Origin of the sequence: Pseudomonas sp. 2(2015) (assembly GCF_000955865.1) — a bacterium.
Taxonomy (GTDB): Bacteria; Pseudomonadota; Gammaproteobacteria; order Pseudomonadales; family Pseudomonadaceae; genus Aquipseudomonas.
Genome location: NZ_JYOF01000002.1, coordinates 43,826 through 70,221, shown reverse-complemented (window position 1 = coordinate 70,221; position 26,396 = coordinate 43,826). Strand labels below are relative to the sequence as shown.

Below are 26,396 nucleotides of genomic sequence, written 5' to 3'. Positions count from 1 at the left end.
GCCCGCTCCTACGCTGTAGGAGCGGGCTTGACCCGCGATAGAGGCGCTGCTGGCTATCAGCCGATAGTCATCAGGCTCGCGTTACCACCGGCAGCAGCAGTGTTGACGCTCAGTGCGCGCTCGATTACCAGGCGCTCCAGGGCAATCGCGGTTTCACCCGACGACAGGCCGTGAACACCGACGATGGCGCCGGCGCGCTTGGCCACCTGCTCGCACACGGCGCGCAGTTGGTCGGAGTCGCCATGGTGGAGGACGGCGTCGAATATCACGTCATCCTTGTTCCAGTCGGCCACCAGTTGGATGCGCGCTTGCACTTCCTTCGGCAGGCGATTGCGCAGGGTCTTGCTCAGCTCGCCTTCCGGCCACACCGCCGAGCTGCCCACGGCCAGTACCGCCGCCAGTTGGGTCAGCAGGTCAGCTTCGACCTCGGCCAGGCACAGCACGTGCTCGCGCGGCAGGATGGTGTAGCTGTTGCGCTCGCCGGTCGGGCCCGCCAGCAGGCGGCTGATACCGCTTTGCGATTGCTGGGCGAACTGCTCGCACAGGCCGCTCAGGTCGTTCAGCTGATTGCTCGCCGCCCAGGCTTTGAGGGCTTGCAGCGGTTTGCTCAGGCTGTCGCGCAGGCGGGTGTCCGGGGCGTTTTCGCCATCGGTGCGCTGGAACGACTGCTCGATGGCGCCCGCCGGGCGGGTCGACAGCAGGCGGTACAGGTATAGCGGGCCACCGGCTTTCGGGCCGGTACCGGACAGGCCTTCACCGCCGAATGGCTGCACGCCGACCACGGCGCCGACGATGTTGCGGTTGACGTAGACGTTACCGGCATTGACGTTGTCGATGACCTTGGCAATGGTTTCGTCGATCCGGGTGTGGACACCCAGGGTCAGGCCGTAGCCGGAGGCGTTGATCTGCTCGATCAGCTGGTCGAGGTTCTTGCGGTTGTAGCGCACCACGTGCAGTACCGGGCCGAAGATCTCGCGCTGCAGTTCGTCGAAGCTTTCCAGTTCGATCAAGGTTGGCATCACGAAGGTGCCGCGCTTGATCTCTTCACCATCGGCGATTGCCATCTGGTACACGGTACGGCCTTTGTCGCGCATACCCTGGATGTGTTTCTCGATACCGGCCTTGGCTTCGGCGTCGATCACCGGGCCAATGTCCACGGCCAGGCGCTCGGGGTTGCCCAGGCGGCTTTCTGCCATGGCGCCCTTGAGCATTTCGATGACGCGGTCGGCAGAATCTTCCTGCAGGCACAGTACGCGCAGGGCCGAGCAACGCTGGCCAGCGCTGTCGAAGGCAGAAGATACGACGTCGATGACCACCTGTTCGGTGAGCGCCGAGGAGTCGACGATCATCGCGTTCTGGCCGCCGGTTTCGGCGATCAGCGGGATCGGACGGCCCTGGGCATCCAGGCGGCCGGCGATGTTGCGTTGCAGCAGGCGGGCGACTTCGGTAGAACCGGTAAACATCACGCCTTTGACCCGATCGTCACCGACCAGACGGGCGCCGACGGTTTCGCCGCGGCCCGGCAGCAGTTGCACTACGCCTTCGGGGATACCGGCTTCGAGCAGCAGGCGCACGGCCTGGGCGGCAACCAGCGGGGTCTGTTCGGCCGGCTTGGCCAGCACCGAGTTACCGGCGGCAAGTGCCGCGGCAACCTGGCCACTGAAGATCGCCAGGGGGAAGTTCCATGGGCTGATGCACACTACCGGACCCAGCGGGCGGTGAGCGTCGTTGCTGAAATCGTTGCGCGCCTGGACGGCGTAGTAACGCAGGAAGTCGACGGCTTCACGCACTTCGGCGATGGCGTTGGCGAAGGTCTTGCCGGCTTCGCGGGCGAGCAGGCCCATCAGCGGCTGGATCTCGGCTTCCATCAGGTCGGCGGCACGCTCCAGGATCGCGGCGCGTTCGGCCGGCGGGGTGGCCTGCCAGATCGGCGCGGCATTGAGCGCGCACTGGATGGCGTTGTCGACGTCAGTGACGTTGGCTTCCTGGACATGACCCACCACATCGCGCAGGTCAGCCGGGTTCAGCACCGGCGCAGCTGCTTCGGTGCTGGAAGCGCAACCGAGCATCGGCGCGGCTTTCCAGTCGTTGTGGGCGCTGGCCAGCAGGGCGCAGGACAGCGAAGCCAGGCGGTGTTCGTTGGCCAGGTCGATACCGGCGGAGTTGGCCCGCTCGGTGCCATACAGGTCACGCGGCAGCGGAATGCGCGGGTGCGGCAGGCCGGTATTGCCTTCCTGGGTGGCCATTTGCTCGATGGTGGCGACCGGGTCGGCGACCAGTTCCTGGATCGAGATCGACTGGTCGGCAATACGGTTGACGAACGAGGTGTTGGCGCCGTTTTCCAGCAGGCGGCGAACCAGGTAGGCCAGCAGGGTTTCGTGGGTACCGACCGGGGCATACACGCGGCACGGACGGTTCAGCTTGCCATCGGCGACCTTGCCGACAACCTGCTCGTACAGCGGCTCGCCCATACCGTGCAGGCACTGGAATTCGTACTGGCCCGGGTAATAGTTCTGGCCGGCGATATGGTAGATGGCCGACAGGGTGTGGGCGTTGTGGGTGGCGAACTGCGGGTAGATGACTTCCGGCACCGACAGCAGTTTGCGTGCACAAGCAATGTAGGAAACGTCGGTGTACACCTTGCGGGTATACACCGGGTAGCCTTCCAGGCCTTCGACCTGGGCGCGCTTGATCTCGCTGTCCCAGTAAGCACCTTTTACCAGGCGGATCATCAGGCGATGGCGGCTGCGGCGGGCCAGGTCGATGACGTAGTCGATCACATACGGGCAGCGCTTCTGGTAAGCCTGGATGACGAAACCGATACCGTTCCAGCCGGTCAGTTGCGGCTCGAAGCACAGGCGCTCGAGCAGGTCCAGGGACAGCTCCAGGCGGTCGGCTTCCTCGGCGTCGATGTTCAGGCCGATGTCGTATTGCTTGGCCAGCAGGGTCAGCGACAGCAGGCGCGGGTACAGCTCATCCATGACGCGCTCGTACTGGGCGCGGCTGTAGCGTGGGTGCAGGGCCGAGAGCTTGATCGAGATGCCCGGGCCTTCATAGATGCCGCGACCGTGGGAAGCCTTGCCGATCGAATGGATAGCCTGCTCGTAGGACGCCAGGTATTTCTGCGCGTCATGTTCGGTCAGCGCCGCTTCGCCGAGCATGTCGTAGGAATAACGGAAGCCTTTGGCTTCGAACTTGCTGGCGTTGGCCAGGGCTTCGGCGATGGTTTCGCCGGTCACGAACTGCTCGCCCATCAGGCGCATGGCCATGTCGACGCCCTTGCGGATCATCGGCTCGCCGCTCTTGCCGATGATGCGGCTGAGCGAAGAGGTGAGGCCGGATTCGTTGTGGGTCGAGACCAGCTTGCCGGTCAGCAGCAAGCCCCAGGTGGCGGCGTTGACGAACAGCGACGGGCTGTTGCCCAGGTGCGGCTGCCAGTTGCCGGTGCTGATCTTGTCGCGGATCAGGGCGTCGCGGGTGCCTTTGTCGGGGATGCGCAGCAGGGCTTCGGCCAGGCACATCAGCGCCACGCCTTCCTGCGACGACAGGGAGAATTCCTGCAGCAGGCCCTGAACGATGCCGGCACGGCCGCCAGCGCTCTTCTGGTTACGCAGTTTTTCGGCGATGCCGGCGGCCAGCTTGTTGGTGGCCTCGGCCATGGCGGCCGGCAGGCGCGCCTGCTCCAGCAGCATCGGTACCACTTCCGGCTCAGGGCGGCGGTAGGCGGCGGTGATGGCCGAGCGCAAGACCGATTGCGGCAGGATGCTTTCGGCAAATTCGAGGAAGCACTGGTGGGCGTGGTCGGCCTGTACTTCACCGGCATCGTCGGCATGAATGCCGGGCTGACCGTTGAGTTCGGTCAGGGTGGCGCCACCCTCGAGCTTCTCCAGGTAATTGAAGATCGCTTGTTTGATCAACCAGTGCGGCGTGCGATCGATAGAGGTCGCAGCTGCTTTGAGTCGCTCACGGGTAGGGTCGTCGAGTTTGACCCCAAGGGTGGTCGTCGCCATTTCTTATCCTCATTATTGCCACAGGCTGTGGCTTAAGCTGGCGCCAAGATTAGCCGTGCGCGATTTTGGGTGCAACCTAGTGCAACCCAAAATATGCAGGAAAAAAGTGCTACTCGTCCGGAGGGTAAAACCACACAGCAAAAATGGCTGTTTGTGGTGCGTTTTCTTCTGAAAACAGGTCTTCTTGCTCCAAAAGGGAGCAAAAACCCGCTGTTACGCAAAATTTCCGACGAGGTGCAACTTGATTGTAAAAACAGGTTGCACCCTCTTTGCGTTGTTGCATAGGATTCGCGGCCTGGGTGCAACCTCTTCGAGGCTGTCGCTACATAAAAACAAACGCCAGGGCGCAACAATGAGTGTAAGCAATCCAACCTTGATCACGTTCGTGATCTATATCGCGGCAATGGTGCTGATCGGCTTCATGGCCTATCGCTCTACCAACAACCTTTCCGACTATATTCTTGGCGGTCGCAGCCTCGGCAGCGTGGTTACCGCGCTTTCGGCCGGTGCTTCGGACATGAGTGGCTGGCTGTTGATGGGCCTGCCGGGCGCTATCTACATGTCGGGCCTGTCGGAAAGCTGGATCGCCATCGGCCTGATCATCGGTGCCTATCTGAACTGGCTGTTTGTTGCCGGCCGCCTGCGGGTGCAGACCGAGCACAACGGTGATGCGCTGACCCTGCCGGATTACTTCTCCAGCCGCTTCGAAGATAACAGCGGGCTGCTGCGGATCATCTCCGCCGTGGTGATCCTGGTGTTCTTCACCATCTATTGCGCCTCCGGCATCGTTGCCGGCGCCCGTCTGTTCGAAAGCACCTTCGGCATGTCCTACGAGACAGCGCTGTGGGCTGGTGCGGCGGCAACCATTGCCTACACCTTCGTTGGTGGTTTCCTGGCAGTGAGCTGGACCGACACCGTCCAGGCTACGCTGATGATCTTCGCCCTGATCCTGACCCCGGTTATCGTGTTGATCGCAACCGGCGGTCTTGACACCACCTTCGCTGCCATCGAGCTGAAGGACGCGGGCAACTTCGACATGCTCAAGGGCACCACTTTCATCGGCATTATCTCGCTGATGGGCTGGGGTCTGGGCTACTTCGGCCAGCCGCACATCCTGGCGCGCTTCATGGCCGCTGACTCGGTCAAGTCGATCGCCAAGGCCCGTCGCATCTCCATGACCTGGATGATCCTCTGCCTGGTAGGTACTTGCGCTGTGGGCTTCTTCGGTATCGCCTACTTCTCGGCGCACCCTGAAGTCGCAGGCCCGGTCACCGAGAACCACGAGCGTGTGTTCATCGAGCTGGCCAAGATCCTCTTCAACCCATGGATTGCCGGTGTCCTGCTGTCGGCCATCCTGGCGGCTGTCATGAGTACCCTGAGCTGCCAGCTGCTGGTGTGCTCCAGCGCCCTGACCGAAGACTTCTACAAGACCTTCCTGCGCAAGGGTGCCTCGCAGCTGGAGCTGGTCTGGGTCGGTCGCGCCATGGTGCTGCTGGTGGCCGTGGTCGCCATCCTGATCGCCTCCAATCCTGAGAACCGCGTGCTGGGCCTGGTCAGCTACGCCTGGGCCGGCTTCGGTGCTGCCTTCGGTCCGGTGGTACTGATCTCGGTACTGTGGAAAGGCATGACCCGTGACGGCGCACTGGCCGGTATCCTGGTCGGTGCGATCACCGTGGTGGTGTGGAAGCACTTCTCCATCTGGGGCCTGTACGAAATCATCCCGGGCTTCATCCTCGGCGCCCTGGCGATCTACTTCGTCAGCCGGGCCGGCAGCCCGTCGAAGGCGATGGTTTCGCGCTTCGAAGCCGCCGACGAGGCGTTCAAGGCCGGTCATTGATCGACTGTTGAGCTTCGCCTGACCACGGCCCGGCCTCGCAAGAGTCTTGTGGGAGCGGGCCTTGTCCCGCGATCGAGCGCGAAGCGGTCGCAATTCAGGTAGCAGCAGGTGGGCTGGCGGCATTGGTCTCATCGCGGGGCAAGCCCGCCCCCACTGGGCTTGACCCGCGATGGCTGACATCGCGGGTCAAGCCGCATCTGCGCATCGCCGCTCCCCCTGTTGTGCATGACAAGGTAAACTGCGCGGTCTTGCAGGAGTTGCCATGAACTATCGTCACGCCTTCCACGCCGGCAACCACGCCGACGTCTTCAAACACCTTGTGCTGACCCGCCTCATCGCCTTGATGTCGCGCAAGGAACAGCCGTTTGCCTACCTCGACACCCACGCAGGCCTGGGTCTTTACGACCTGCAGGGCGATCAGGCGACACGTACCGGCGAGTGGCTGGAAGGTATCGGCCGCCTCTGGGGGCGCGACGACCTGCCGGAAATCACCGCGGACTACCTGCGCATCCTGCGCAAGATGAACCCCGATGGCGAGCTGCGCTATTACCCGGGCTCCCCGGAACTGGCCCGACGCCTGGCCCGTCAGCAGGATCGCGTGCTGCTCAACGAGAAGCACCCCGAAGACGGTCGCCTGCTCAAAGACAACATGAAGAAGGACCCGCGCGTTGCCGTGCACCTGGGCGAGGGCTGGCATGTGCCGCGGGCCTTGCTGCCGGTGCAGGAAAAGCGTGCGGTGATGCTGATCGACCCGCCGTTCGAGCAGGCCGACGAGCTCAAGCGTTGCACCCAGGCGATGAAAGAGACCATCAGTCGCATGCGCCAGACTGTCGCGGCCATCTGGTACCCGATCAAGGACCAGCGCCAGCTGGTGCGCTTCTACCAGGACCTGACCAGCACCGGCGCGCCTAAACTGCTGCGGGTCGAGCTGTATGTGCACCCGCAGGACAGCCCGCAGGGCCTCAACGGCTCGGGCCTGGCCATCGCCAACCCGCCATGGGGCCTGGAAGAAGAACTGCGCACGCTGTTGCCATGGCTGTCGCAGGTGCTGGCGCAGACTCAGGGCAGCTGGCGGATGGATTGGCTGATCGCCGAATAAGCGCGGCAGGGGCGGTAGGCAATCAGACTTTGATTGCCCACAGTTACTGGCTAGGTGCTTTGAAGCGGGCCCGGATCAGGATGCTCGATGCTGCAGCGCTTGCCAGGAACAAGGCTCCGGGAAGTATTGTGGCGATAGACACGCTGCCATAGCTTGTCGTAACAAATAACCCAAGTAATGAAGTCGCTATTGTCGGAAGGTTTGCCAGCAGGCTCACTGATCGGCCTATCTCTTTGTGTCTTGTCTTATTGGCTAAAAAATTTGCAATGCTTGAGAGCGCGATGCTAGGTGCTCCAAGCATGGCGATAATAACCGTCCAGATTGCGGAGGCCGGCACCCCTCTGGTGTCGAGTGGATCGTCCAGGTTTTCAGGGATGCCTTGAACGGCCAATGTAAGGCTGATCCATGCTAGTGTCAGAAGTAATGAGGGTAGAAGTAGAGTTGCCGTCGTTATAAGGGTTGGCGCTTTCATGGGGTCGTTGAATAGTTGATTGGCAATGAGCCCGGCATTTCAATTTCGTAGCTCACTGCATTGGTGACTTTGAACATGCTTCTCAATGCCGTAGTAGCTGATTCGTCGAGAGGTATTCTGTGATCGCTTGCTTCTGCATCGTATAGATCGTTGTACGCTTTTGCCTGTCCCGAGAAGCTGACGTTTCCCTCGCTGTCTCGAGTTATTGTGCCAATAATTCGCAATGTTATATTGCCGAGATAGGTCCTGGCTGCGAACGAGTCTTGGCCTGTGTAATACGGTACATTGATGTCAATTTGTGTTGAGCCGATTTCTGCAGCCTCGATTAGACTCTTGAGTTCTGGGATTTTTTCGACGCTGGGAGAGATTCCGATGTCTTTCAGTGAGACTGTGGCTTTTGCCCCTTTGCCATAGATGGCATGCGCGATGGCTTTTGTGGCGGTAAAAATTCCTCCGGAAAATTGCACTTCGGTTGTCAGGGATGGTGATTTGTCTGCTCCGTAAGTATTAGCCCTGATGCGCCCCTTATGCCATGCCACTTTGTTTTCTAGTGTCGGGTCGAGCGCTTTTAGTTGGTCGGCGTGGTGGGCGCAAATAAGATCCAGGGTCATTAGGCCGGGGGAGAAAGGAGGCTTGTTGTATTGCGCTCTTTTTAGGTCGAGGCAAAGCATTGACCACCAATTGCCAGATAGATAAGCCTCGTTTCGCTGGCTCCACATTCTGGCAATAACCAGGGGGTGCCCTGGCGGTGTTTGTCCGCCTTTTGAAGTAGGGGTTCCATAGTCATCTGGGTAAACAATTGTGGGTGCAAGTTCAATTTGCATGTGTGTGCCCTTGTTTGTTGATGGTCGTCTGGTGTTGACTATCTAATTCTTATCGGGCTTTTGTGTATATATAGAAACTTCTCACGGCAATGTAAGTTGTTTCTTTTTCTTTTTCTTTTTCTTTTTCTTTTTCTTTTCGCTGAAGTCGTATGAGTGCATGCCGTTGTGGGGCTTTCGTTCGGGCAATGACCGCGCGGTGCCTTCATTCATCACCTGCGATCTGTCCAATTCCACCCGGTGCCGCGTTGCAGGTGAATGCGCTATAATCCCGCCCTTTCGCTGCCATCCGCCCTCCGGGCCGAGGCGCACTTTTACAGATTGAAGAGGCTAGACCCTTGGCATTGACGATTCTTGGCCTGTCCGGCGCCCTTAGTCATGACCCTTCCGCGGCCCTGTACATCGACGGCAAGCTGATTGCCGCCGCTGAAGAAGAGCGCTTCGTGCGCGATAAACATGCAAAGAACCGCATGCCCTACGAATCGGCGAAGTTCTGCCTGGAACAGGCCGGTATCAAGCCGTCCGACGTTGATGTGGTGGCGATTCCGTTCGCCCCGATCAGCCTGTTCGGCGAGGCTCGCTGGCACTACGCCAAGCGTTACTGGTACGCCCCGGACCGCGCCCTTGACGCGATCCTGATGGGCAACCGTCGCTACAAGCGCTACCGCAAGAAGATCGTCTGGTGCCTGGAGCAACTGGGCTTCGACCCGAAAAAGGTCAAGATCGAGCCGGTCGAGCACCACCTGGCCCACGCCTCCAGTGCCTACCACTGCTCCGGTTTCAAAGAGAAAACCGCGATCCTCGGTATCGACGGTAAGGGCGAATACGCCACGACCTTCTTTGGCTACGGCGAAAACGGCAAGATCCACAAGATCAAGGAATTCTTCGATCCGGACTCCCTCGGTGGCCTGTACGGCGCGATCACCGAGTTCCTCGGTTTCGAAATGCTCGATGGCGAGTTCAAGGTCATGGGCATGGCGCCTTACGGCGACGCCAGCAAGTACGATTTCTCGCGCCTGGCCTCGTTCGAAAACGGCGAGCTGGTGATCAACACCGACTACGCCAATGTCATCGGCCTGCGTCGTTATAAAGAGAAGGGCAAGGGTTTCTACTTCTCGCCAAAACTGATCGAGTGGCTGGGCCCGAAACGCGAAGGCGACATCGCCGACGAGCCGTACATCCACTACGCCGCGAGCATGCAGGCGCTGTTTGAGAAGCTCGCCCTGCAGATGATCGACCACTACCTGGGCGACATCCTCAAGGAGACCGGCAAACTGGCCTTCGCTGGCGGCTGCGCGCTGAACGTCAAGCTCAACCAGAAGATCATTGCCCGCCCTGACCTCAAGGAACTGTTCGTCCAGCCGGCTTCCGGCGACGCCGGCACCGCGGTCGGAGCTGCTGCTTATGTGTCCCACGCCCGTGGTGTACCGGTCGAGAAGATGGAGCACGTCTACCTCGGCCCTGCGTACTCCAACGAAGACGTGATCGCCGCCTGTGCCCGTCATCCGAGCCAGCCAAAATGGCGCAAGCTGGAGAACATGCCCGAGCAGATCGCCAAGATCATGGTCGACGGCAACCCGGTGGCCTGGTTCCAGGGCCGCATGGAGTTCGGCCCGCGTGCCCTCGGCGGTCGTTCGATCATCGGTTGCCCGAGCGTGGAAGGCGTTGCCGACCGCATCAACCACCAGATCAAGTTCCGCGAGCGCTGGAGGCCTTTCTGCCCGTCGATGCTCGACACCGTCGCGCCGCAGATGATCAAGATCGATCACCCGGCGCCGTTCATGACCTTCACCTTCGAAGTGGCTGAAGAGTGGAAGACCCGCGTGCCGGAAGTCGTCCACGAAGACGGCACCTCGCGCGCCCAGGTGCTCAAGCGCGAGTACAACCCGCGCTACTACGACATGATGAAGGCGCTGGAGACCCTGACTGGCAACGGCGTGTCGCTGAATACTTCGCTCAACCGTCGTGGCGAGCCGATGATCTGCTCGCCGACCGATGCGCTGAACATGTTCTTCGGCTCGGACCTGCAGTACCTGATCATGGAAGACATCCTGGTGGTCAAGGACGGCGCGGACACTTATGACGTCCAGGGCTGAAAAACGCGTCCTGCAGTTCTGTCATGGTTATGACGGTCCGTTCCTGGACTGTGCGCGCCAGTACGCCAGCCTGTTCGACGGTAGCGGCTACAAGGTCACCACGGTGTTCCTGACCGGCGCTGCCGACCCTCAGGTCGCGGCCGGCTGCGCCTCGGACGAGGTGATCTTCCTCGAGTTCAGCTCCAAGGCCATTCGTGGCCTTAAGCTGGGGGCGATCCGCGCCTTGCGGCGGATCGTCGCCAGCCGCCAGTTCAGCTTCTGCATCGCGCACCGCTTCAAGCCGATCTATATCGCCTTGCTCGGCAGCAACTTGCCGGTGATTGGCGTGCACCACGCCTTCGGTGACTACCTGCGTGGCAGCCGCCAGCTGTTCGCCAACTTGTTCAGCAAACGCTTGAGCCTGCTCGGTGTTTCTGACGCAGTGCGCGACGACATGCGCAAATGCCTGCGCAAGTGGCCGGCCGAGCGTATCCAGACCCTCTATAACCGCATCGACATCGAGGCGCTGCAGGCCAGCCAGGTGTCCGCCGCGCAGGCGCGCGAGGCCCTGGGCCTGGACCCGCAAGCGTGGATCGTCGGCAACGTCGGCCGCCTGCATCCAGACAAAGACCAGGCCACCTTGCTGCGTGGTTTCGCCCAGGCCTTGCCGCAACTGCCGGCCGGCGCTCGCCTGGCCATTCTTGGCAAGGGTCGCCTGGAGCAGCAACTCAAAGAGCAGGCCGCCGAACTGGGAATCGCCGCGCACGTGGATTTTCTCGGTCAGGTGCCTGACGCTCGTCGCTACTTTCGTGCTTTTGACGCCTTCGCCTTGAGCTCCGACCATGAGCCGTTCGGCATGGTCCTGCTCGAAGCCATGGTCGCCGGCGTGCCGCTACTGGCTACGGCCTGCGGCGGTGCGGTCGAGGTGGTCGAGGGTGTCGGCATCCTCTTCCCGCTGGGCGACGCCGAGCGTCTTGGGCAAGGTTTGCAGCACCTGGCCGCACTGGATGCCGGGCAGCGCCAGGAGTGCGCCGGGCGCATGCTTGAGCGTTTGCGTGAGCGCTTCTCCGATGCCGCAGTGCGCGAGGCCTTCTGGCAACTGCCGCACGTTCGTGCCCTGACAGCGGAGGCTTGATGCTCAACCATATTCAAGGCTGGCGCGAGCGCGGCTGGACGCAGATCGATGCGCCAACCTACGCCCAGGCCTGGGAAAAATTTGGCGGCAGTGTCGCCACCCATCCACTGGTTGTTGAACAGCTGGCTGACCTGGCGCAGATCCCGGTGCGTTACCTGGGCTGGGAGCAAAACGGCGAGCTCAAGGCTGCGATTCCCACCTGGGGTCGCTACCTGGCGCTGTCCAAAGATGTGCTTAAGCGTCAGGGCAAAAAAGGCCTGTACGACCTGGGCAATGCCGAGCTGATTCTGCCCGCCGCTACCGATGCCCAGGCGCCGCTGCGTCATGCCGGGCGTTATCTGTCCGAGCTCAACCAGGGCCGTTTTGCCAACCTCAAGGCGCAGGCCGAATCGCTGGCCATGGCCCGTACGCCGGAAGACCTGTCGAAGAAGTTTCGCTACAACCAGCGACGCGAACTGCGCCTGCTGGAAGAGGCGGGCGGCCAGGTGCGGCCGGTCACGGATTTTTCCAGTAGCGAACTTGCGGCGATCTACTGCGACCTGTTCCAGCGCCGCTGGGAGTTCCCGGCCACCGGAGCCGAGCGCATGGCCGAGGTGATCGAGCGCCTGCGCGAGCTGTTGATCGGTTCGGTGCTGTTTCTCGACGATGCGCCGATTGCCATCCAGCTGGTTTACCGGGTCGAAGCGCCGGAGTGGATCAGCGTTGAATACATCAACGGTGGTGTTGACCCACAAACCAAAGCCTTCAGCCCGGGCAGCGTGCTGAGCTTCCTCAATACCCAGGCTGCCTGGGAAGATGCCCGTGCGCGTAACAAACCGCTGCGGTTCTCCTTCGGCCGTGCCGATCGCGAGTACAAGGACCGTTGGTGCAACCCCGTGCCGGTGTTTCAGGTGTGAGCCGCAAGCAGCAGTTGCTCAAGCGCCACCGGCGCAATAAGCGCCTGGGGCTGCTGATTGGCCTGCTGGTGCTGCTCGCCCTGGGCGTTTTTGTCCAGTGGTGGCTGCCGCTGCTGCTGGTGCCGTTGTTGTGGGTGGCCCATGAGGCGTGGTTTGCCGACCACCTGTTCTATTCACCAGCTGAAGACTATCAGTATCAGTTCCCTCCAGACTGCCTGGCCTATCCGCTCGAGTTGGTCGACGGCTTGCTGCGTCTGCCATCGCCGCTGCCGCTTGGCGCCGAGCAAACGCTGATTTTGCAGTTGCGCCTCAAGAGCAATTGGCTGGGGCGGTTTCTTGATCCTGCGGTAAGCCTGGGCAGTGACGACGTTCAGACGTTCGAGCGGGGCGTGAACGGCCTGCGTTACCTGAACCTCACTGGGCTGGCCGAGGCGTTGATGGCTGGACAGTTGCGCCTGCGTGGCCGGCATTGCCGCCTGGTGGGCGAGGCAACGCTATGGGTTGCACCAGAAGCCGATCTTCGCCAGCGCCGGGTCATGGTCATTGCGCCCCATGCCGATGATGCCGAGCTCGCAGCCTTTGGCTTCTACAGCCAGGCCGAGGAGACCTGGGTGGTGACCTTGACTGCCGGTGAAATCGAAGCCGAACACTACCAGCAAATGGGCCTGGAAAAGGCCGATGCTGCGCGCCTGAAAGGCCGTTTACGAGCCTGGGACAGCATCGCTGTGCCGCGTTGGGCCGGGGTGCCCGAGTCTCGCTGCGTGCAGCTGGGGTATTTCTGCTTGCAACTCCCGGCCATGCAGGCCGCGCCTGCAGAGCCAATGGCTTCGCGCGAGGCCGGGCTTGCCGATACCCGCCTGTTTCGCCAGTTCAACCCGCTGACCCTGCCGGGTGATGAAGACGGCGCGCCAACCTGGAACAACCTGCTGGCCGATCTGCGTGCACTGTTGCTCAGGGCCCGGCCGCAGGTGCTGGTGATGCCGCACCCGACCCTCGATCCGCACCCTGATCATATCTGCGCCCAGGCTGCTGTGCTCGAAGCGCTGCAAGGCCTTGAGTGGCAGCCTGAAACCCTGCTGTGCTATGCCAATCACCTGCATGACAACGACCGCTGGCCCATGGGTGATAGCGGTGCAGGCATTGCTTTGCCGCCGCAACTGCAAGCAGCCCAGGCCTGGTCTCCCTACTGCCTGGTGCTGGGCCTGCCCGCCCAGCGCGACAAAGCCATGGCCCTGGGCATGATGCACGACCTGCAGCCGCCTGCGCCGTTCAAGCGCCGCCTGCGCCGCCTGCTGCAACGCTGGCTGGCCGGGCGTCGTCCTTCGCCCTATGGCGAGAACGAATTCTTTCGCAAGGCTGTGCGTCGACACGAATTGTTCTGGCGTCGTGAGCTCTGATCACGATGCTACAAGATTGAAAGCTGTGGCCTGAGCGCCGCAAGGAAGACAATGAAAGTTCTATTTCTGGTGCAGAAAGAACAACGGGCGATCCTCGACCGTTTGTATGACGGCGTTGCTGCGCACAGCGACTGCGACCTGCGCTGGCTGAGCAGTGACGAGCAGCGCAACCTGCGCCGCTACTTCCGCCGCGAAGTCGACGTCGACAAGTACGACCGGATCGTGTTTTTCCTGCGCTTCAAGCAAGAGATTCGCCAGGTCGGTTTCATTCGTACGGTGCCCAATCTGGTCATCCTCGAACATGATGCCTACCAGAACTACATCCCCTGCAAGTACACCGGCAAGTTCAGTGCCCATTACCGCCAACTGCCTTGGGCGCGGGTCATCAGTTCCGGTTACATGGTCAGTGAGCGCCTGCGTCAGGAGGGTTTCGATGCCGAGTTCGTACCCAAGGGCTACGACCAGCAGCTGTTGGCCGACCAGGGTCGTGAACGGGATATCGAGCTGGCTTTTGTCGGCAGCACCAACAGCGTTGCCTACAGTGGCCGCAAGGCGTTGCTCGATGAGTTGGCGCAGGTGGAAAACCTGCTGGTAACCCGTACCAAGTCCGGTGAAGAGTATTGCGACACGCTCAACCGCATCCGTTTTTTTGTTAGCGCGGATGTCGGCATGGGCGAATACATGATCAAGAATTTCGAGGCGATGGCCTGTGGCTGCGTTTTGCTGGCCTTTGACCAGGGTGAGGCGGAAAATCGCGCCCTGGGTTTGAAAGACATGCATAACGTGGTGCTCTATGACAGCATTGCCCAGTTGCAAGAGAAGCTGAAAGTATTGCGTGCCGACCCCGGGCTGGTCGAGCGTATCGGCAACAACGGCCGTGATCTGGCCGTCTCGCAATTCAGCTTCGCCCAGGTAGGTCGTAGCATCGTGGAAAAAATGCAGCCACCTCTTCGTCCCCGCCCAGCCCTGACCGGCTGGCAACGCTTGCGTTTGAGACTGGGCATATGAGCCGGCTGTCCTGAAACCAGGCAAGTAGTCTCGAACATTTGAATACAGTTTATGGGGAGGGAGTCCGGTGCGATTCTGCCAAGATAGCGACGTAACACTGGTTGTCACCAGTTGCGGACGCTTCGATTTGCTAAAACTTACGCTGGAAAGCTTTGACCGCTTCAATACCGCGCCTATTCGTGAAGTGTTCATCACCGAAGATTCGGGAGATGACGCTGTTCACCAGGCTGTGCCCGAGCATTGGAAGCCGCACTGCAAGGTCTTCGTCAATCGTCCGAAACTGGGTCAGCTGGCCTCGATCGATCTCGCTTACAGCCATGTAAAAACCTCTTACATTTTCCATTGTGAAGATGACTGGGAGTTCTACCGTCCTGGCTTCATCGAAGACTCGCAAGCGATCCTGGCGGTCAGCCCTGAGCTGCTTCAGGTCTGGTTGCGCAGTTATGTCTATGACCTGAAGTTGCATAGCCCCTACATTCACCTTGGTGAGCGCCAGGTGATTGCCGGTGTGCCCTGCTACCCGTTGTTGTCGGACAAGCCTGAGTGGCAGAGCTTTTCTCTGAACCCGGGGTTGCGCCGTTTGAGCGATTATCAGCGCTGTGCGCCGTTCGCCGCCTATGCTGGTGAAAAGGCACTGTCAAAGCGCTATGCAGAATTGAACCTGACCGGCGTGAGCCTGGAAGGTGATGCCGTGTTGCATACCGGCTTTGGCATGCACGTCAGCCTGCCTGAAGAGCGTCAGCGCAAAGCACGCCGGCGTCAGCGCGAGCGGGTCAAGCTGGCTGCTGCCTTGTTGATCGGTTTGGCAGTGGGAGTGGCTATTGGCTTTCTTGCGAATTGATTCAACTGGCTTGCCAGTGATCCAGTCCGATACAAGGGGTACATCCCCGTGAATATCGTCAACATTATGTGGGCTGGCGGTTCGCCGTATGTCTCGGTGCACAAGGTGCATCAACAAATTCTGTCCCAGGCCGGGCCTGGGGCGAAAATCAGCAGTTGGCTGCTGCAGGGGCAGGGTGCCTGCTATGGCGGTGAGTCAACGCGCGAGTGGCATTTGTCCCATCGCCTGCTCAAGGGGCGGCATGTCTGGCGCGCATTGCGCCCCTGGTTGCGGGGGCGGTTTCGCGATGCGCTGGAACAAGCCAATGCTCAGGTGCTGTTGCTTGACGGGTTGGGCGTGTCGCGTTTGATACTGCCGCTGCTCAAGGTCATGCCGGACTTGCGGGCAACCGTCGTGTTTCATGGCAAGACCCGCCTGCGCCGGGCCGATATTGCCTTGTTGCGCGCTTTTCCTGCCTCTCGGCTGACGTTTGTCGCCGTCTCACAAACCCTTGCCGATGCATTGGAGCAAGACCTCGGGGTGCCGGTGCAGGTGTTGCGTACCGCCCTTGAACCAGATGGCTTTCGTCGCAACTTGCTAGGCCGGCAACAGGCACGTCAGGCGCTGGGGCTCGCGGAGCACGGCGTACGTGTCCTGGGCGCAGTCGGCCGGTTGGTCGATAGCAAGGGTTTTGACTACTTGCTCGATGCCTTTGCCCAGGCTGCTCGGCAGCAAGCTGATCTGCGCCTGGTGATCCTCGGTGAGGGCGGCTTGCGCTCACAGTTGCAGGCGCGGATCCAGGCGCTTGATCTGGCTCAGAAAGTCTCGATGCCAGGGCACTGTGTCGGGCTGGAAAAGCTCTACAGGGCATTTGACTGGCTGTTGATTCCTTCGCACTCCGAAGGGTTGGGCCTGGTGCTGCAAGAGGCGGTAATGGCCGATGTGCCTGTCCTGTGCAGCGAGTTGCCGGTGTTTCGCGAGCAGTTGGGAATCGCAGGCTACTATGCGCCGGCGGGTGATGTCGGCGCCTGGAGCAACGCGATTGCCGCGTGCTCGGATCTTCAGGCAAGCACTGTTGCCAACGCTCAATACCAGGCCCTGCAGCCCGAGCAGGCCTGGCAACGCTTCAGTCAGGCTTCCAGGGCGTTACTGGGCAGGGCCTGAGTTCTTTACGGCAGCAGTGCGCGCTCAAGCTCAGCCAGGGGAAACTGGTCAGCCAACTGTTCCCGGGCAATGTACCGGGCAAAATGTTGCACGTTGCGTCGAATCATTCGGCTGGACAACGGGGCTCGCAGGAAACGCATGTCGGCGACATCGATCAAGCCAAGTTGCTGCTCAGGCGTAACAACAATGTTGCCAAGGTGCAGTGAGCGGAAGTAAATACCCGCCTGATGCAGGTGGCGCACCAGTCCGATCAGATCCGGAAGGCGTTCCTGCCAGCTGAAACCGGGCTCGCGAGACAGCTGGCTCAAGGTTTTGCCGGGCAGTGGACGGTACAGTACCGCCGTCATTCCAGGTGCGTCCAGCTTGTAGTACTCCAGCACCTCAAGCGTAGGAATTCCCTTTTTCTTTAGCATCACCGCGTTATCGATAAAGCGTCGGGAGTAAGGTCGCAGCAGCGCAGATGAAATTAACCGCTTGCGCCTGAAGAGCTTGAGGATATTGCCGTCTGTTAACAGGTAGACTTTAGCGCCGTAGCTGTCGGCCTCCAGTATCTGGGCACCAAGCGTCAGCTGATTGAAGTCGACTTGGGGGAGCCGGGAACATTGCATGGTAGGGGCCTTGTTAGCGGGCAAGCAAAATGACCGGCAATAATGCCGAAAAGTTCAGGGTTGCACCATGCCGGTGTTGTTGAATCAATGGGGAAGTGCATGATGTATTCGAGGCGCTGGGCGCAGGCCTGGCTGGCAATTGGCTTTTTCTGGTTTTTGGTGGGCATTGCCCTGGCGCCAAGCAACAAGCTTTACCAGCAAGGGCTGGTTGCGTTTCTGTGGCTGCCTACGCTGGTCATGCTGTGGTCTGCCCGCGCATTGCTGGTCGAGCTTTGGCATGCACAAAAGGCACTGTGCCTGGCGTTGCTGCTGATGCTCGGCTGGACCGCTTTGAGCTTGTCGTGGGCCGCCACAGAGGAGCCCGGGCGTGAACTCAAGCGCCTGCTGTACATAGCGGTATTCCTGCTGTTCTTCCCCCTGTTGGCCCAACTCGGGGAGCAGCGCATTCGCCTGCTGATGCTTCTGGGTGGGGCGGGGCTGGCTATCGGTGCCGTATTGTCGATCGTGCAGTTTTATCTGGTCCGCGGCGAGGAGTGGGCATCCAGGCTGTATGGCATCGGTGAAATTTCCCACCCAATCCTTGGTTCTTACGTCATCGGCGCAGCGATTGTCTGGATGATCCATTGGCCAGTTAAACAACGCCTGATGCAGTTGCTCTGGGGTGTTGCCCTGCTCTGCCTGGGGGCGTTCGTGTTGTTGTGCCAGAGTCGTGGTGCGGCCTTGGGCTTGCTGATCACGATGCTGGCCATGCCGCTCTGGTGCCGTGACCGCAGAAGCCGGGTGATTGCTGCAACAGCGCTGGTAGGCGCTGCCATTGGTTTTGCGCTGTTGTACTCGCTGGTCATGTACCGAGGGGCGTCCTACCGGCCGGAGATCTTCGAGGTAAGCCTGCAGATGATCGGTGAACATCCCTGGACCGGCCTGGGCCTGGGGTCGTTCTACTCCATCAGCGCCGCCGGTATGCAGTTCGACCACACCCACAACATGTTCACTCACATTGCCATCGAACTGGGTATCCCCGGCATGCTGTTGTGGCTGGCGGTGTGGCTGTGCACCTTGCGCGAAATCTGGAAAGCCCGCGATACAGCCTTTGGCAAAGGTCTGATGGGCCTGTGGTTGTTCTCGACCCTGGCCATGCAGTTCGACGCCGCAAGCCTGACCGGCACCCCGCGTGCAGAGTGGTTCATCAGCTGGCTGCCGGTCGGCCTGGCCACTGTCCTGGTCTGGGTACGTGCCCGGGCGCCAGGCTGTGATAAAATTTCCGGTTCTATCTGAACAGCGAGCTCGACGATGGCCGAAACACCGCGAGAGGCGGAGCAGAGCTCCAGCCTGAAAATCTACTTCCGGCTGCTGAGCTACGTGAAGCCGTATATCGGCATTTTTCTGCTGAGTATCATCGGCTTCGTGATCTTTGCCTCGACCCAGCCGATGCTGGCCGGCATCCTCAAGTACTTCGTCGATGGCTTGAGCAACCCGCAGGCGGTGTTGTTCCCCAACGTGCCGTATCTCAAGGACCTGCAACTGCTGCAGGCCGTGCCGCTGCTGATCGTGCTGATCGCCGCCTGGCAGGGTCTGGGCTCGTTCCTGGGCAACTACTTCCTGGCCAAGGTTTCCCTGGGTCTGGTTCACGACCTGCGGGTCGAGTTGTTCAACAAGCTGCTGGTGCTGCCCAACCGCTACTTTGACAGCCACAATTCCGGCCACCTGATTTCGCGCATCACCTTCAACGTGACCATGGTCACCGGTGCTGCGACCGATGCCATCAAGGTGGTGATCCGCGAAGGCCTGACCGTGGTCTTCCTGTTCATCTACCTGCTGTGGATGAACTGGAAACTGACCCTGGTGATGCTGGCGATCCTGCCGATCATCGCCGTAATGGTCGGTACCGCGAGCAAGAAATTCCGCAAGCAGAGCAAGAAGATCCAGGTGGCCATGGGTGATGTCACCCATGTTGCCTCGGAAACCATCCAGGGCTACCGCGTGGTGCGCAGCTTCGGTGGCGAGAGCTACGAGCAGCAGCGCTTTGCCAACGCCAGCCAGAGCAACACTGACAAGCAGCTGCGCATGACCAAGACCGGCGCGGTGTACACGCCGATGCTGCAACTGGTGATCTACACCGCCATGGCGGCATTGATGTTCCTGGTGCTGTTCCTGCGCGGCGAGGCTACTGCCGGTGACCTGGTAGCCTACATTACCGCAGCGGGCCTGTTGCCCAAGCCGATTCGGCAGTTGTCGGAGGTTAGCTCGACCATCCAGAAAGGCCTGGCCGGTGCCGAAAGCATCTTCGAGCAACTGGACGAGGCGCCGGAGGTCGACAGCGGCACCGTCGAGCTGGACCGTGTGGTCGGGCGTCTCGAGGTGCGCAACCTGAACTTTACCTATCCGGGTACTGACCGCCAGGTGCTGACCGATATTTCCTTTACCGCAGAGCCCGGGCAGATGATCGCCCTGGTGGGGCGTTCAGGTAGCGGCAAGTCGACCCTCGCGGCACTGATACCACGCTTCTATCACCACGATGACGGACAGATCCTCCTCGACGGCGTGGAGATCGAGAACTACCGCCTGCGCAACCTGCGCAAGCACGTCGCCCAGGTGACCCAGCACGTGACCCTGTTCAACGACACCGTGGCCAACAACATCGCTTATGGCGACCTGGCCGGGGCGCCGCGGGCCGAGATCGAAGCCGCTGCCGCCGATGCCTATGCCAAGGAGTTCGTCGAGCAGTTGCCGCAAGGCTTCGACACCCAGGTCGGTGAAAACGGCGTGCTGCTCTCCGGTGGCCAGCGCCAGCGCCTGGCGATTGCCCGGGCGTTGCTCAAGAATGCGCCATTGCTGATTCTCGACGAGGCCACGTCGGCCCTGGATACCGAGTCCGAGCGACACATCCAGGCAGCCCTGGATCATGTGATGAAAGGCCGCACCACCCTGGTGATCGCCCACCGCCTGTCGACCATCGAGAAGGCCGACATGATCCTGGTCATGGACCAGGGCAAGCTGGTCGAGCGTGGCACCCATACCGAGCTGCTGGCAGCCAACGGCTTTTACGCCAGGCTGCACGCCATGGGCCTGGACGAGCCGGCCAAGGTCGACATCACCTGAGTCAACCGCGCCGGGGCCTTGTGCCCCGGCAGCGTTTCCCTGGAATGCCTGGCAACAAGGCGGTAAACAAGCCGTCGCTTTGCCTGTGCTAATATCCTGCCCCTGTTAATTATTTTGTATATGGGTTGCCCATGAAGTTGTCCATGCCGCGTTTCGATCAAGCCCCGGTACTGGTGGTGGGCGATGTCATGCTCGACCGCTACTGGCATGGCGGTACCTCACGGATTTCACCTGAAGCGCCGGTGCCGGTGGTCAAGGTCGAACAGATCGAGGACCGTCCGGGCGGTGCTGCCAACGTCGCCTTGAACATTGCAGCCCTGGGGGCTCCGGCGGCGCTGGTCGGGGTGACCGGCCAGGACGAGGCTGCCGACAGCCTGGCCAACAGCCTGCAGGCTGCCGGTGTGCGCTCGATCTTCCAGCGCATCGCCCATCAGCCGACCATCGTCAAGCTGCGGGTCATGAGCCGCCACCAGCAGTTGCTGCGTATCGATTTCGAAGAACCCTTCGCCACCGACCCGCTGTCCCTGGGCGCCGAGGTCGATACCTTGCTCGACGGCGTCAAGGTGCTGGTGTTGTCGGACTACGGCAAGGGCGCGTTGAAAAACCACCAGAGCCTGATCCAGGCCGCCCGCGCCAAAGGCATTCCGGTGCTGGCCGACCCCAAGGGCAAGGATTTCTCGATCTACCGAGGCGCCAGCCTGATCACCCCGAACCTCAGCGAGTTCGAAACCATCGTTGGCCGTTGTGCCGACGAGGCCGAGCTGGTGGCCAAGGGTGCCCAGCTGATGAGCGAGCTGGAACTGGGCGCCTTGCTGGTGACCCGTGGCGAGCACGGCATGACTCTGCTGCGCCCCGATCACCCGGCCTTGCACTTGCCGGCCCGGGCCCGTGAAGTGTTCGACGTGACCGGTGCCGGTGACACGGTGATCTCGACCCTCGCCGCCGCCATCGCCGCTGGTGAAGAGCTGCCTCATGCGGTCGGCCTGGCAAACCTTGCCGCCGGTATCGTGGTGGGCAAGCTGGGTACTGCAGCTATCAGTGCCCCCGAGCTGCGCCGCGCGATCCAGCGCGAAGAGGGTTCCGAGCGTGGCGTACTGAGCCTCGACCAGTTGCTGCTGGCCATCGACGATGCCCGCGCGCACAACGAGAAGATCGTCTTCACCAACGGCTGCTTCGACATTCTCCATGCCGGCCACGTGACCTACCTGGAGCAGGCCCGGGCCCAGGGCGATCGCCTGATCGTCGCGGTCAACGACGACGCCTCGGTCAGCCGCCTTAAAGGCCCGGGCCGGCCGATCAACAGCGTTGACCGGCGCATGGCCGTACTCGCTGGCCTCGGCGCCGTGGACTGGGTGATCAGCTTCCCTGAGGGCACCCCGGAAAACCTGCTGAGCCAGGTCAAGCCGGATGTGCTGGTCAAGGGTGGTGACTATGGCATCGACCAGGTGGTCGGCGCCGATATCGTCAAGGCCTACGGCGGTACCGTGAAGGTGCTGGGGCTGGTGGAAAACAGCTCGACCACCGCCATCGTCGAGAAGATCCGCAAGAACTGAAGCATCGCGGGGCAAGTCGCCCCGCACTCGGTTCTACTTGCGCAGCCCGCCACGCGCCATCTGCAACAACTCCCGTGCCCTGCCGGTCAGCCGCTTCAAGCCGCTGTCCGGTTTTGCGGGTGTCAGGCCTTGCTGCCTGACCCAATCCTTCCAGCGAATCCGCTCATCCCTGACCAGCCAGCCATCCTGTTGGGCAAAGCTTTCTGCCAGGTACAGCCCGCGGGTGCTGGCCGGCACCAGGCGATCCTTGCTCAGGGTGTAGAGCTCGGCGCGTGGCTGGCCGTCTTCCAGCGGCATCAGGTACAGGTCGGGGCGTTTACGGTTGAGGCGCGCGACCAGTTGGTCGCCTTCAAGGCGTTCGTCGACGTGGAACAGGCTCAGTGACTTGGCCTCGCGTGGTACTTGCAGACACAGGTCGTAGATCAGTTGCAGCGAGGCAGTTGGCAAGTGCACATATGCCCGTGGCCGTTCCAGCAATTGCAGGTTGGCGCAGCGTACCGGCCGTGCGGCGCCGGACTGCGGCGTCAGCACAAAGGGCAGGGCTTCGCGGTAGTGCAGGGCGTCGGCGTAGGGCGCCGGCAGCCAGGTATCGTTGAAGCGCCCGCCCAGCCAGCCTTCCGGGGTTTCCAGCAGGCATTCCTCGGCCACCTCCTGAATTGCCGTATGCAGCGGCAGGTTCAGCTCCTGGGCCGGCACATAGCCTGAAATCAGTTTCAGCACGACATCGCCACGGTCCTGGCGGCGCTGGCGTACCAGCACCCAGTAATCGCGGTTCTGCCAGCGCAGGGTCAGGCGCACCGAGACGCCGAGGTTGGCCAGTTCGACAGCAAAGTGCTGGCTGTCGGCAACCTGGATCGGCTTGCGCCGTTGCAGGGTCTGGGCGAAGTTCAGCGGCATGCCGATGCTCTGGTACACCAGCCCTTCGGGGCTGGCCTCGACGTGCAAGGGCAGGGTCTTGAAGTTGCTCGGGTTCTTGCGGATCAGCGTTCGCGGCATGTCGGCTCCGTCTTGCGTTGGGGTCGGCCGCGGCGGCGGCGTGAGTGTCAGCGGCGCAGCACCTTGGCAACGGTTGCCACGTTATGGGCCAGGTGCAGCGGATTGATGGTGCCGACAATAGCACTGCTGACTCCGGGGTGGGCGAACAGCAGTTCGAAGCTGGCACGCACGGGGTCGACACCGGGGCTAAGGCACACATGGCCGCTGGCCAGGGCCTTTTTCACCAGGATCGCCTTGCCGTGGTTGGCGGCGTAATCAATCACCGGCCGTTCGGCCTGCTCGTTCAGATTGTAGGTGACCATGGCGCAATCGCCGCGCTCGAGCGCCTTGAGACCGCCCGCTGCGGTTTTGCCGGACAGCCCGAAACCACGGATCTTGCCCTCCTGCTTGAGGGCTTCGAGGGTTTGGTAAACCTCCTCGTGCTCAAGGATGTGCAAGTCGTTGCCGTCGGAATGCACCAGTACCAGGTCGATGCAGTCGGTTTCCAGGCGCTTGAGGCTACGCTCGATGGAAAAGCGCGTGTGCGCTGCGCTGAAGTCGAATCGCGACTGGCCGTCCTCGAACTCCTCGCCGACCTTGCTGACGATCACCCACTGGTGGCGCTGGCCGCGTAATAGCGGGCCGAGGCGTTCTTCGCTGCGGCCATAAGCGGGTGCGGTATCGATCAGGTTGATGCCCAGCTCGCGAGCCTGGGCCAGCAGCATCCGTGCTTCGTGGTCGTCAGGAATAGTGAAGCCGCTGGGATATTTGACGCCCTGGTCGCGGCCAAGCTTGACCGTGCCCAGGCCCAGTGGCGAAACCGTCAGACCGGTACTGCCGAGGGGCCGATGCAAATCGTGCAGGCTCGGCAGGCTCATGGCAGCAGTTGCTCCCACACCGGCAGGGCCATGGGCGGTCGCGGCAATTCGGGCAGGGCCGGCTGGCCGCCTGGCTTGATGCCGTCGCGCTCAAGGTTGGCCAGCACCCGGTCACTGAAGTCCGGCGCCAGGGCCAGCTTGGTCGGCCAGCCCACCAGCAGGCGTTGCTGCTCGGCGAGGAAGGCGTTGTCGGGGCGCACCAGGCCCGATTGCGCAGGCTCGGCGCGGTCGATGCGCACGGTGGCCCAGCGCACCTGGCTGAGGTCGATCCAGGGCAGCAGGTTGCTGACTTCTTTTTTCGCCGCGGCAATCTGCGCTTCAGGCTCGCGGGCTACGCCGTCGGCTTCGGCCAGGTCGCCGCCCAGGTACCAGACCCACTGGCCATCGGCGCCCGGGTGGCTGGTGACGGTGATGCGCGGCTTCGGCCCGCCGCCCAGGCAATGGGCGTAGAGCGGCTTGAGGCTGGCGCCCTTGGCCATGACCATGTGCAGCGGCCGGCGCTGCATGGCTGGCTGGCTCTGGCCCAAGGCTTCGAGCAAGGCGGCGTTGCCGGCACCGGCGCTGAGCACCACGCGCTGGGCGCGAATTTCGCGGCCATCGACGCGCAGGCCGGCCAGTTCGCCATTCTCTTCAAACAGTTCGATGCTTTGCCCGGCAAGCAGGCTGTCACCGGCCAGTTCCGCGAGCTTGTTGAGCAGGCTTGGCACATCGACGACCAATTCGGCCAGGCGATAGACCTTGCCCTTGAATGCACGGTCCTGCAGGGCGGGTGGCAACTGCTCGCCCTTGACCTGATCGACCCGGCCGCGCACGGCCTTGCTGGCAAAGAAACTGGTGAGGTTGCCGGCCAGGGTGCCGGGCGACCACAGGTAGTGGGCTTCGGACAACAGGCGTACGCCGGACAGGTCCAGCTCGCCATTGCCGGCCAGGGCCTCGCGCCAGCGCCGGGGCATGTCGGCGATGGCTTCCGAGGCGCCGGTCAGGGCGCCGTGCAGCGCGTACTTGGCGCCACCGTGGATGATCCCCTGGGATTTGAGGGTCTGCTCGCCACCGAGGCTGGCGCGTTCCACCAGAACTGTCGAATAGCCGAGCCGGCGCAGGCGGGCATTGAGCCAGAGGCCTGCGACCCCGGCGCCGACGATCAGCACATCGGTGGAAATTACGGTTGGCATGCATGAACCTCACAAGCGTGGACAGACGCCCAGTATACAGCCTGTGAGCCATTGCACCTGTTGCCGATCAATGCCCGGCGGTTTTCGAGAAGACCTGGATCACCACCACGCCGCCGACGATCATGGCCATGCCGAGCATTGCCGGCAGGTCCAGCTTCTGGCCGTAGATCACCAGCGCGGCGATGCTGATCAGGACGATGCCCAGGCCCGACCAGATGGCATAGGCAATGCCCACCGGAATGCTGCGCACCACCAGGGTCAGCATCCAGAACGCCACGGCATAGCCACAGACCATCAGCAGCAGCGGCAGGGGCGTGCTCAGGCCCTTGACGGCTTTCATTGAGGCGGTGGCGATGACTTCGGCGCAGATGGCGATAGCCAGGTAGGTGTAGGCATTCATGACGGTGATCCTCTGTTCTGGCTGGGCATTCTAGAGCAAGCCTGAATGGGGTAAAGTCATTACCTATCTTTTCTGGAGATAGGTTGATGGCCGAGCAGTGGAATCTGGAGCAGTTGCGCATGTTCGTGCGGGTCGCCGAGCTGCGCTCGTTCTCGGCAGTAGCCCGTGAACAGCGCAAGGCGCAATCGGCGGTGAGCAACGGCATCGCTTTGCTTGAGGCTGACCTGGGGGTGACCCTGTTCGAGCGTAGCAGCGGCCGCCAGCCGCGCCTGAGCGAAGCCGGCGCAACCTTGCTGGAAGATGCCCGCGAGCTGCTGCGCCAGTGCGAGCGCCTGGATGGCCGGGCCCTGGCCCTGATGCGCGGGCAAGAGGCGCAATTGCGGGTGGCCCAGGATGAGGCCATGCCCTATCAACCGGTGATCGACAGCCTCGATGAGCTGGCCCGGCAGTTTCCCTTGCTCGAAGTACAGATGGCCAGCGGCGCCCAGGGCGACGTGGCGCGCAAGCTGATCGAGCGGCGCGCCGATCTTGGCCTGCTGTTCCACCATGACCAGATGCCGGTGTCTCTTGAGCGCCGGGCGGTGGGGCGGATCGAGATGGTTACTGCCTGCGCCGTGGATCATCCCTTGACCCGTCTTGAGCGCGTCAGTCGTCAGGACCTGGCCCGCCACCGCCAGTTGCTGATCACCCCGCAGGAAAGCGGCTACCCCGGTGGCGAGCCGATCAGCCCGCAGATCTGGCGCGCCGACAGCTTCTACGCCATGGCCGAATTGCTGATGCGTGGCCTGGGCTGGGCCTGGTTGCCGCGGCATGTGGTGCAGTATCCCACCTACCAGGCGCAGATGGTCGAGCTTGCCAGCGAATGGACACCGCCGGCACTGGTGGTCGAGCTGGTGTGGCGCCGTGACGAGCCACTGGGGCCCGCCGCGCAGTGGTTGGCCGAACGCTTCGCAGTGCACTTGCGCGCCATTGGCTAG

The 26,396-nt window shown here is 61.9% G+C and carries 21 protein-coding genes; 13 read left to right on the top strand and 8 right to left on the bottom strand.

The window, feature by feature from the left end:
- Positions 1 to 56 precede the first annotated feature (56 nt).
- Entirely contained in the window at positions 57 to 4,010 is a 3,954-nt protein-coding gene (gene putA / locus UB48_RS01915) for a trifunctional transcriptional regulator/proline dehydrogenase/L-glutamate gamma-semialdehyde dehydrogenase (protein WP_045193790.1), read from the bottom strand.
- A 352-nt stretch (positions 4,011 to 4,362) separates the two neighbouring features.
- Here putA and putP point away from each other — a divergent pair, with 352 nt between their 5' ends.
- Both putP and UB48_RS01905 read left to right on the top strand, forming a co-directional pair.
- On the top strand, positions 4,363 to 5,847 hold the full coding sequence (gene putP, locus UB48_RS01910) for a sodium/proline symporter PutP (protein WP_045193789.1): 1,485 nt from the start codon (positions 4,363 to 4,365) through the stop codon (positions 5,845 to 5,847).
- A gap of 262 nt (positions 5,848 to 6,109) precedes the next feature.
- Positions 6,110 to 6,946 carry a 23S rRNA (adenine(2030)-N(6))-methyltransferase RlmJ gene (locus UB48_RS01905; protein ID WP_045193787.1) on the top strand — a complete coding sequence of 279 codons (837 nt, stop codon included), beginning with the start codon at positions 6,110 to 6,112 and terminating at the stop codon, positions 6,944 to 6,946.
- A 468-nt stretch (positions 6,947 to 7,414) separates the two neighbouring features.
- Here UB48_RS01905 and UB48_RS27175 read toward each other — a convergent pair whose 3' ends face one another.
- Positions 7,415 to 8,242, bottom strand: a complete 828-nt coding sequence (locus UB48_RS27175; protein WP_082075371.1) for a lipid II-degrading bacteriocin — start codon at positions 8,240 to 8,242, stop codon at positions 7,415 to 7,417.
- A gap of 81 nt (positions 8,243 to 8,323) precedes the next feature.
- Positions 8,324 to 8,452, bottom strand: coding sequence for a hypothetical protein (locus UB48_RS28145; RefSeq protein WP_275558623.1), 129 nt, complete (start codon positions 8,450 to 8,452; stop codon positions 8,324 to 8,326).
- A gap of 125 nt (positions 8,453 to 8,577) precedes the next feature.
- Between UB48_RS28145 and UB48_RS01900 the strand changes: the two genes are divergently transcribed.
- The 7 genes from UB48_RS01900 (at position 8,578) to UB48_RS01870 (ending at position 16,734) form a co-directional block, all read left to right on the top strand.
- On the top strand, positions 8,578 to 10,335 hold the full coding sequence (locus tag UB48_RS01900; RefSeq protein WP_038997493.1) for a carbamoyltransferase: 1,758 nt from the start codon (positions 8,578 to 8,580) through the stop codon (positions 10,333 to 10,335).
- Positions 10,319 to 11,449, top strand: coding sequence for a glycosyltransferase (locus UB48_RS01895; RefSeq protein ID WP_045193785.1), 1,131 nt, complete (start codon positions 10,319 to 10,321; stop codon positions 11,447 to 11,449). Before UB48_RS01900 ends, UB48_RS01895 begins: the two co-directional genes overlap by 17 nt.
- Positions 11,449 to 12,345, top strand: a complete 897-nt coding sequence (locus UB48_RS01890; RefSeq protein ID WP_045193784.1) for an antimicrobial resistance protein Mig-14 — start codon at positions 11,449 to 11,451, stop codon at positions 12,343 to 12,345. Before UB48_RS01895 ends, UB48_RS01890 begins: the two co-directional genes overlap by 1 nt.
- Entirely contained in the window at positions 12,342 to 13,742 is a 1,401-nt protein-coding gene (locus UB48_RS01885; protein WP_045193783.1) for a PIG-L deacetylase family protein, read from the top strand. Before UB48_RS01890 ends, UB48_RS01885 begins: the two co-directional genes overlap by 4 nt.
- Before the next feature lie 51 nt (positions 13,743 to 13,793).
- Entirely contained in the window at positions 13,794 to 14,750 is a 957-nt protein-coding gene (locus UB48_RS01880) for a glycosyltransferase (RefSeq protein WP_045193782.1), read from the top strand.
- Positions 14,751 to 14,817: 67 nt separating this feature from the next.
- Positions 14,818 to 15,591, top strand: coding sequence for a glycosyltransferase family 2 protein (locus tag UB48_RS01875; protein WP_045193781.1), 774 nt, complete (start codon positions 14,818 to 14,820; stop codon positions 15,589 to 15,591).
- 48 nt (positions 15,592 to 15,639) lie between these two features.
- Positions 15,640 to 16,734 (top strand): glycosyltransferase, encoded by a 1,095-nt coding sequence (locus UB48_RS01870; protein ID WP_045193780.1) that lies wholly within the window; start codon positions 15,640 to 15,642, stop codon positions 16,732 to 16,734.
- Positions 16,735 to 16,739: 5 nt separating this feature from the next.
- On the opposite strand, the gene UB48_RS01865 is transcribed toward UB48_RS01870, so the two are convergent.
- Entirely contained in the window at positions 16,740 to 17,342 is a 603-nt protein-coding gene (locus UB48_RS01865) for a toluene tolerance protein (RefSeq protein WP_045193779.1), read from the bottom strand.
- Between the two features lie 99 nt (positions 17,343 to 17,441).
- Between UB48_RS01865 and UB48_RS01860 the strand changes: the two genes are divergently transcribed.
- From UB48_RS01860 to hldE, 3 genes are all read left to right on the top strand, one after another.
- Positions 17,442 to 18,617 carry an O-antigen ligase gene (locus UB48_RS01860; RefSeq protein ID WP_045193778.1) on the top strand — a complete coding sequence of 392 codons (1,176 nt, stop codon included), beginning with the start codon at positions 17,442 to 17,444 and terminating at the stop codon, positions 18,615 to 18,617.
- A gap of 15 nt (positions 18,618 to 18,632) precedes the next feature.
- On the top strand, positions 18,633 to 20,441 hold the full coding sequence (msbA, locus tag UB48_RS01855) for a lipid A export permease/ATP-binding protein MsbA (RefSeq protein WP_045193777.1): 1,809 nt from the start codon (positions 18,633 to 18,635) through the stop codon (positions 20,439 to 20,441).
- A gap of 131 nt (positions 20,442 to 20,572) precedes the next feature.
- The gene (gene hldE, locus UB48_RS01850) at positions 20,573 to 21,994 is read left to right on the top strand and encodes a bifunctional D-glycero-beta-D-manno-heptose-7-phosphate kinase/D-glycero-beta-D-manno-heptose 1-phosphate adenylyltransferase HldE (RefSeq protein ID WP_045193776.1); all 1,422 of its coding nucleotides are present in this window, start codon (positions 20,573 to 20,575) and stop codon (positions 21,992 to 21,994) included.
- Positions 21,995 to 22,027: 33 nt separating this feature from the next.
- On the opposite strand, the gene UB48_RS01845 is transcribed toward hldE, so the two are convergent.
- From UB48_RS01845 to UB48_RS01830, 4 genes are all read right to left on the bottom strand, one after another.
- On the bottom strand, positions 22,028 to 22,990 hold the full coding sequence (locus UB48_RS01845) for a hypothetical protein (protein ID WP_045193775.1): 963 nt from the start codon (positions 22,988 to 22,990) through the stop codon (positions 22,028 to 22,030).
- 47 nt (positions 22,991 to 23,037) lie between these two features.
- Entirely contained in the window at positions 23,038 to 23,847 is an 810-nt protein-coding gene (locus tag UB48_RS01840; protein WP_045193774.1) for an aldo/keto reductase, read from the bottom strand.
- Positions 23,844 to 25,019, bottom strand: a complete 1,176-nt coding sequence (locus UB48_RS01835; protein ID WP_045193772.1) for an FAD-binding oxidoreductase — start codon at positions 25,017 to 25,019, stop codon at positions 23,844 to 23,846. The genes UB48_RS01840 and UB48_RS01835 overlap by 4 nt, the downstream gene beginning before the upstream one ends.
- Positions 25,020 to 25,086: 67 nt before the next feature.
- Positions 25,087 to 25,419: a multidrug efflux SMR transporter gene (locus UB48_RS01830; RefSeq protein ID WP_028945643.1), complete on the bottom strand. Its 333-nt coding sequence runs from the start codon at positions 25,417 to 25,419 to the stop codon at positions 25,087 to 25,089.
- Positions 25,420 to 25,505: 86 nt separating this feature from the next.
- Between UB48_RS01830 and UB48_RS01825 the strand changes: the two genes are divergently transcribed.
- Positions 25,506 to 26,396 carry a LysR family transcriptional regulator gene (locus UB48_RS01825; protein ID WP_045193769.1) on the top strand — a complete coding sequence of 297 codons (891 nt, stop codon included), beginning with the start codon at positions 25,506 to 25,508 and terminating at the stop codon, positions 26,394 to 26,396.

Coding starts and splice junctions, on each gene's coding strand:
- UB48_RS01835 (WP_045193772.1), bottom strand. CDS start 25,019: ATGCCAACCGTAATTTCCACCGATGTGCTGATCGTCGGCGCCGGGGTC.
- UB48_RS27175 (WP_082075371.1), bottom strand. CDS start 8,242: ATGCAAATTGAACTTGCACCCACAATTGTTTACCCAGATGACTATGGA.
- UB48_RS01825 (WP_045193769.1), top strand. CDS start 25,506: ATGGCCGAGCAGTGGAATCTGGAGCAGTTGCGCATGTTCGTGCGGGTC.
- putP (WP_045193789.1), top strand. CDS start 4,363: ATGAGTGTAAGCAATCCAACCTTGATCACGTTCGTGATCTATATCGCG.
- putA (WP_045193790.1), bottom strand. CDS start 4,010: ATGGCGACGACCACCCTTGGGGTCAAACTCGACGACCCTACCCGTGAG.
- UB48_RS01860 (WP_045193778.1), top strand. CDS start 17,442: ATGATGTATTCGAGGCGCTGGGCGCAGGCCTGGCTGGCAATTGGCTTT.
- UB48_RS01865 (WP_045193779.1), bottom strand. CDS start 17,342: ATGCAATGTTCCCGGCTCCCCCAAGTCGACTTCAATCAGCTGACGCTT.
- hldE (WP_045193776.1), top strand. CDS start 20,573: ATGAAGTTGTCCATGCCGCGTTTCGATCAAGCCCCGGTACTGGTGGTG.
- UB48_RS01830 (WP_028945643.1), bottom strand. CDS start 25,419: ATGAATGCCTACACCTACCTGGCTATCGCCATCTGCGCCGAAGTCATC.
- UB48_RS01890 (WP_045193784.1), top strand. CDS start 11,449: ATGCTCAACCATATTCAAGGCTGGCGCGAGCGCGGCTGGACGCAGATC.
- UB48_RS28145 (WP_275558623.1), bottom strand. CDS start 8,452: ATGAATGAAGGCACCGCGCGGTCATTGCCCGAACGAAAGCCCCACAAC.
- UB48_RS01880 (WP_045193782.1), top strand. CDS start 13,794: ATGAAAGTTCTATTTCTGGTGCAGAAAGAACAACGGGCGATCCTCGAC.
- UB48_RS01845 (WP_045193775.1), bottom strand. CDS start 22,990: ATGCCGCGAACGCTGATCCGCAAGAACCCGAGCAACTTCAAGACCCTG.
- UB48_RS01840 (WP_045193774.1), bottom strand. CDS start 23,847: ATGAGCCTGCCGAGCCTGCACGATTTGCATCGGCCCCTCGGCAGTACC.
- UB48_RS01905 (WP_045193787.1), top strand. CDS start 6,110: ATGAACTATCGTCACGCCTTCCACGCCGGCAACCACGCCGACGTCTTC.
- UB48_RS01895 (WP_045193785.1), top strand. CDS start 10,319: ATGACGTCCAGGGCTGAAAAACGCGTCCTGCAGTTCTGTCATGGTTAT.
- msbA (WP_045193777.1), top strand. CDS start 18,633: ATGGCCGAAACACCGCGAGAGGCGGAGCAGAGCTCCAGCCTGAAAATC.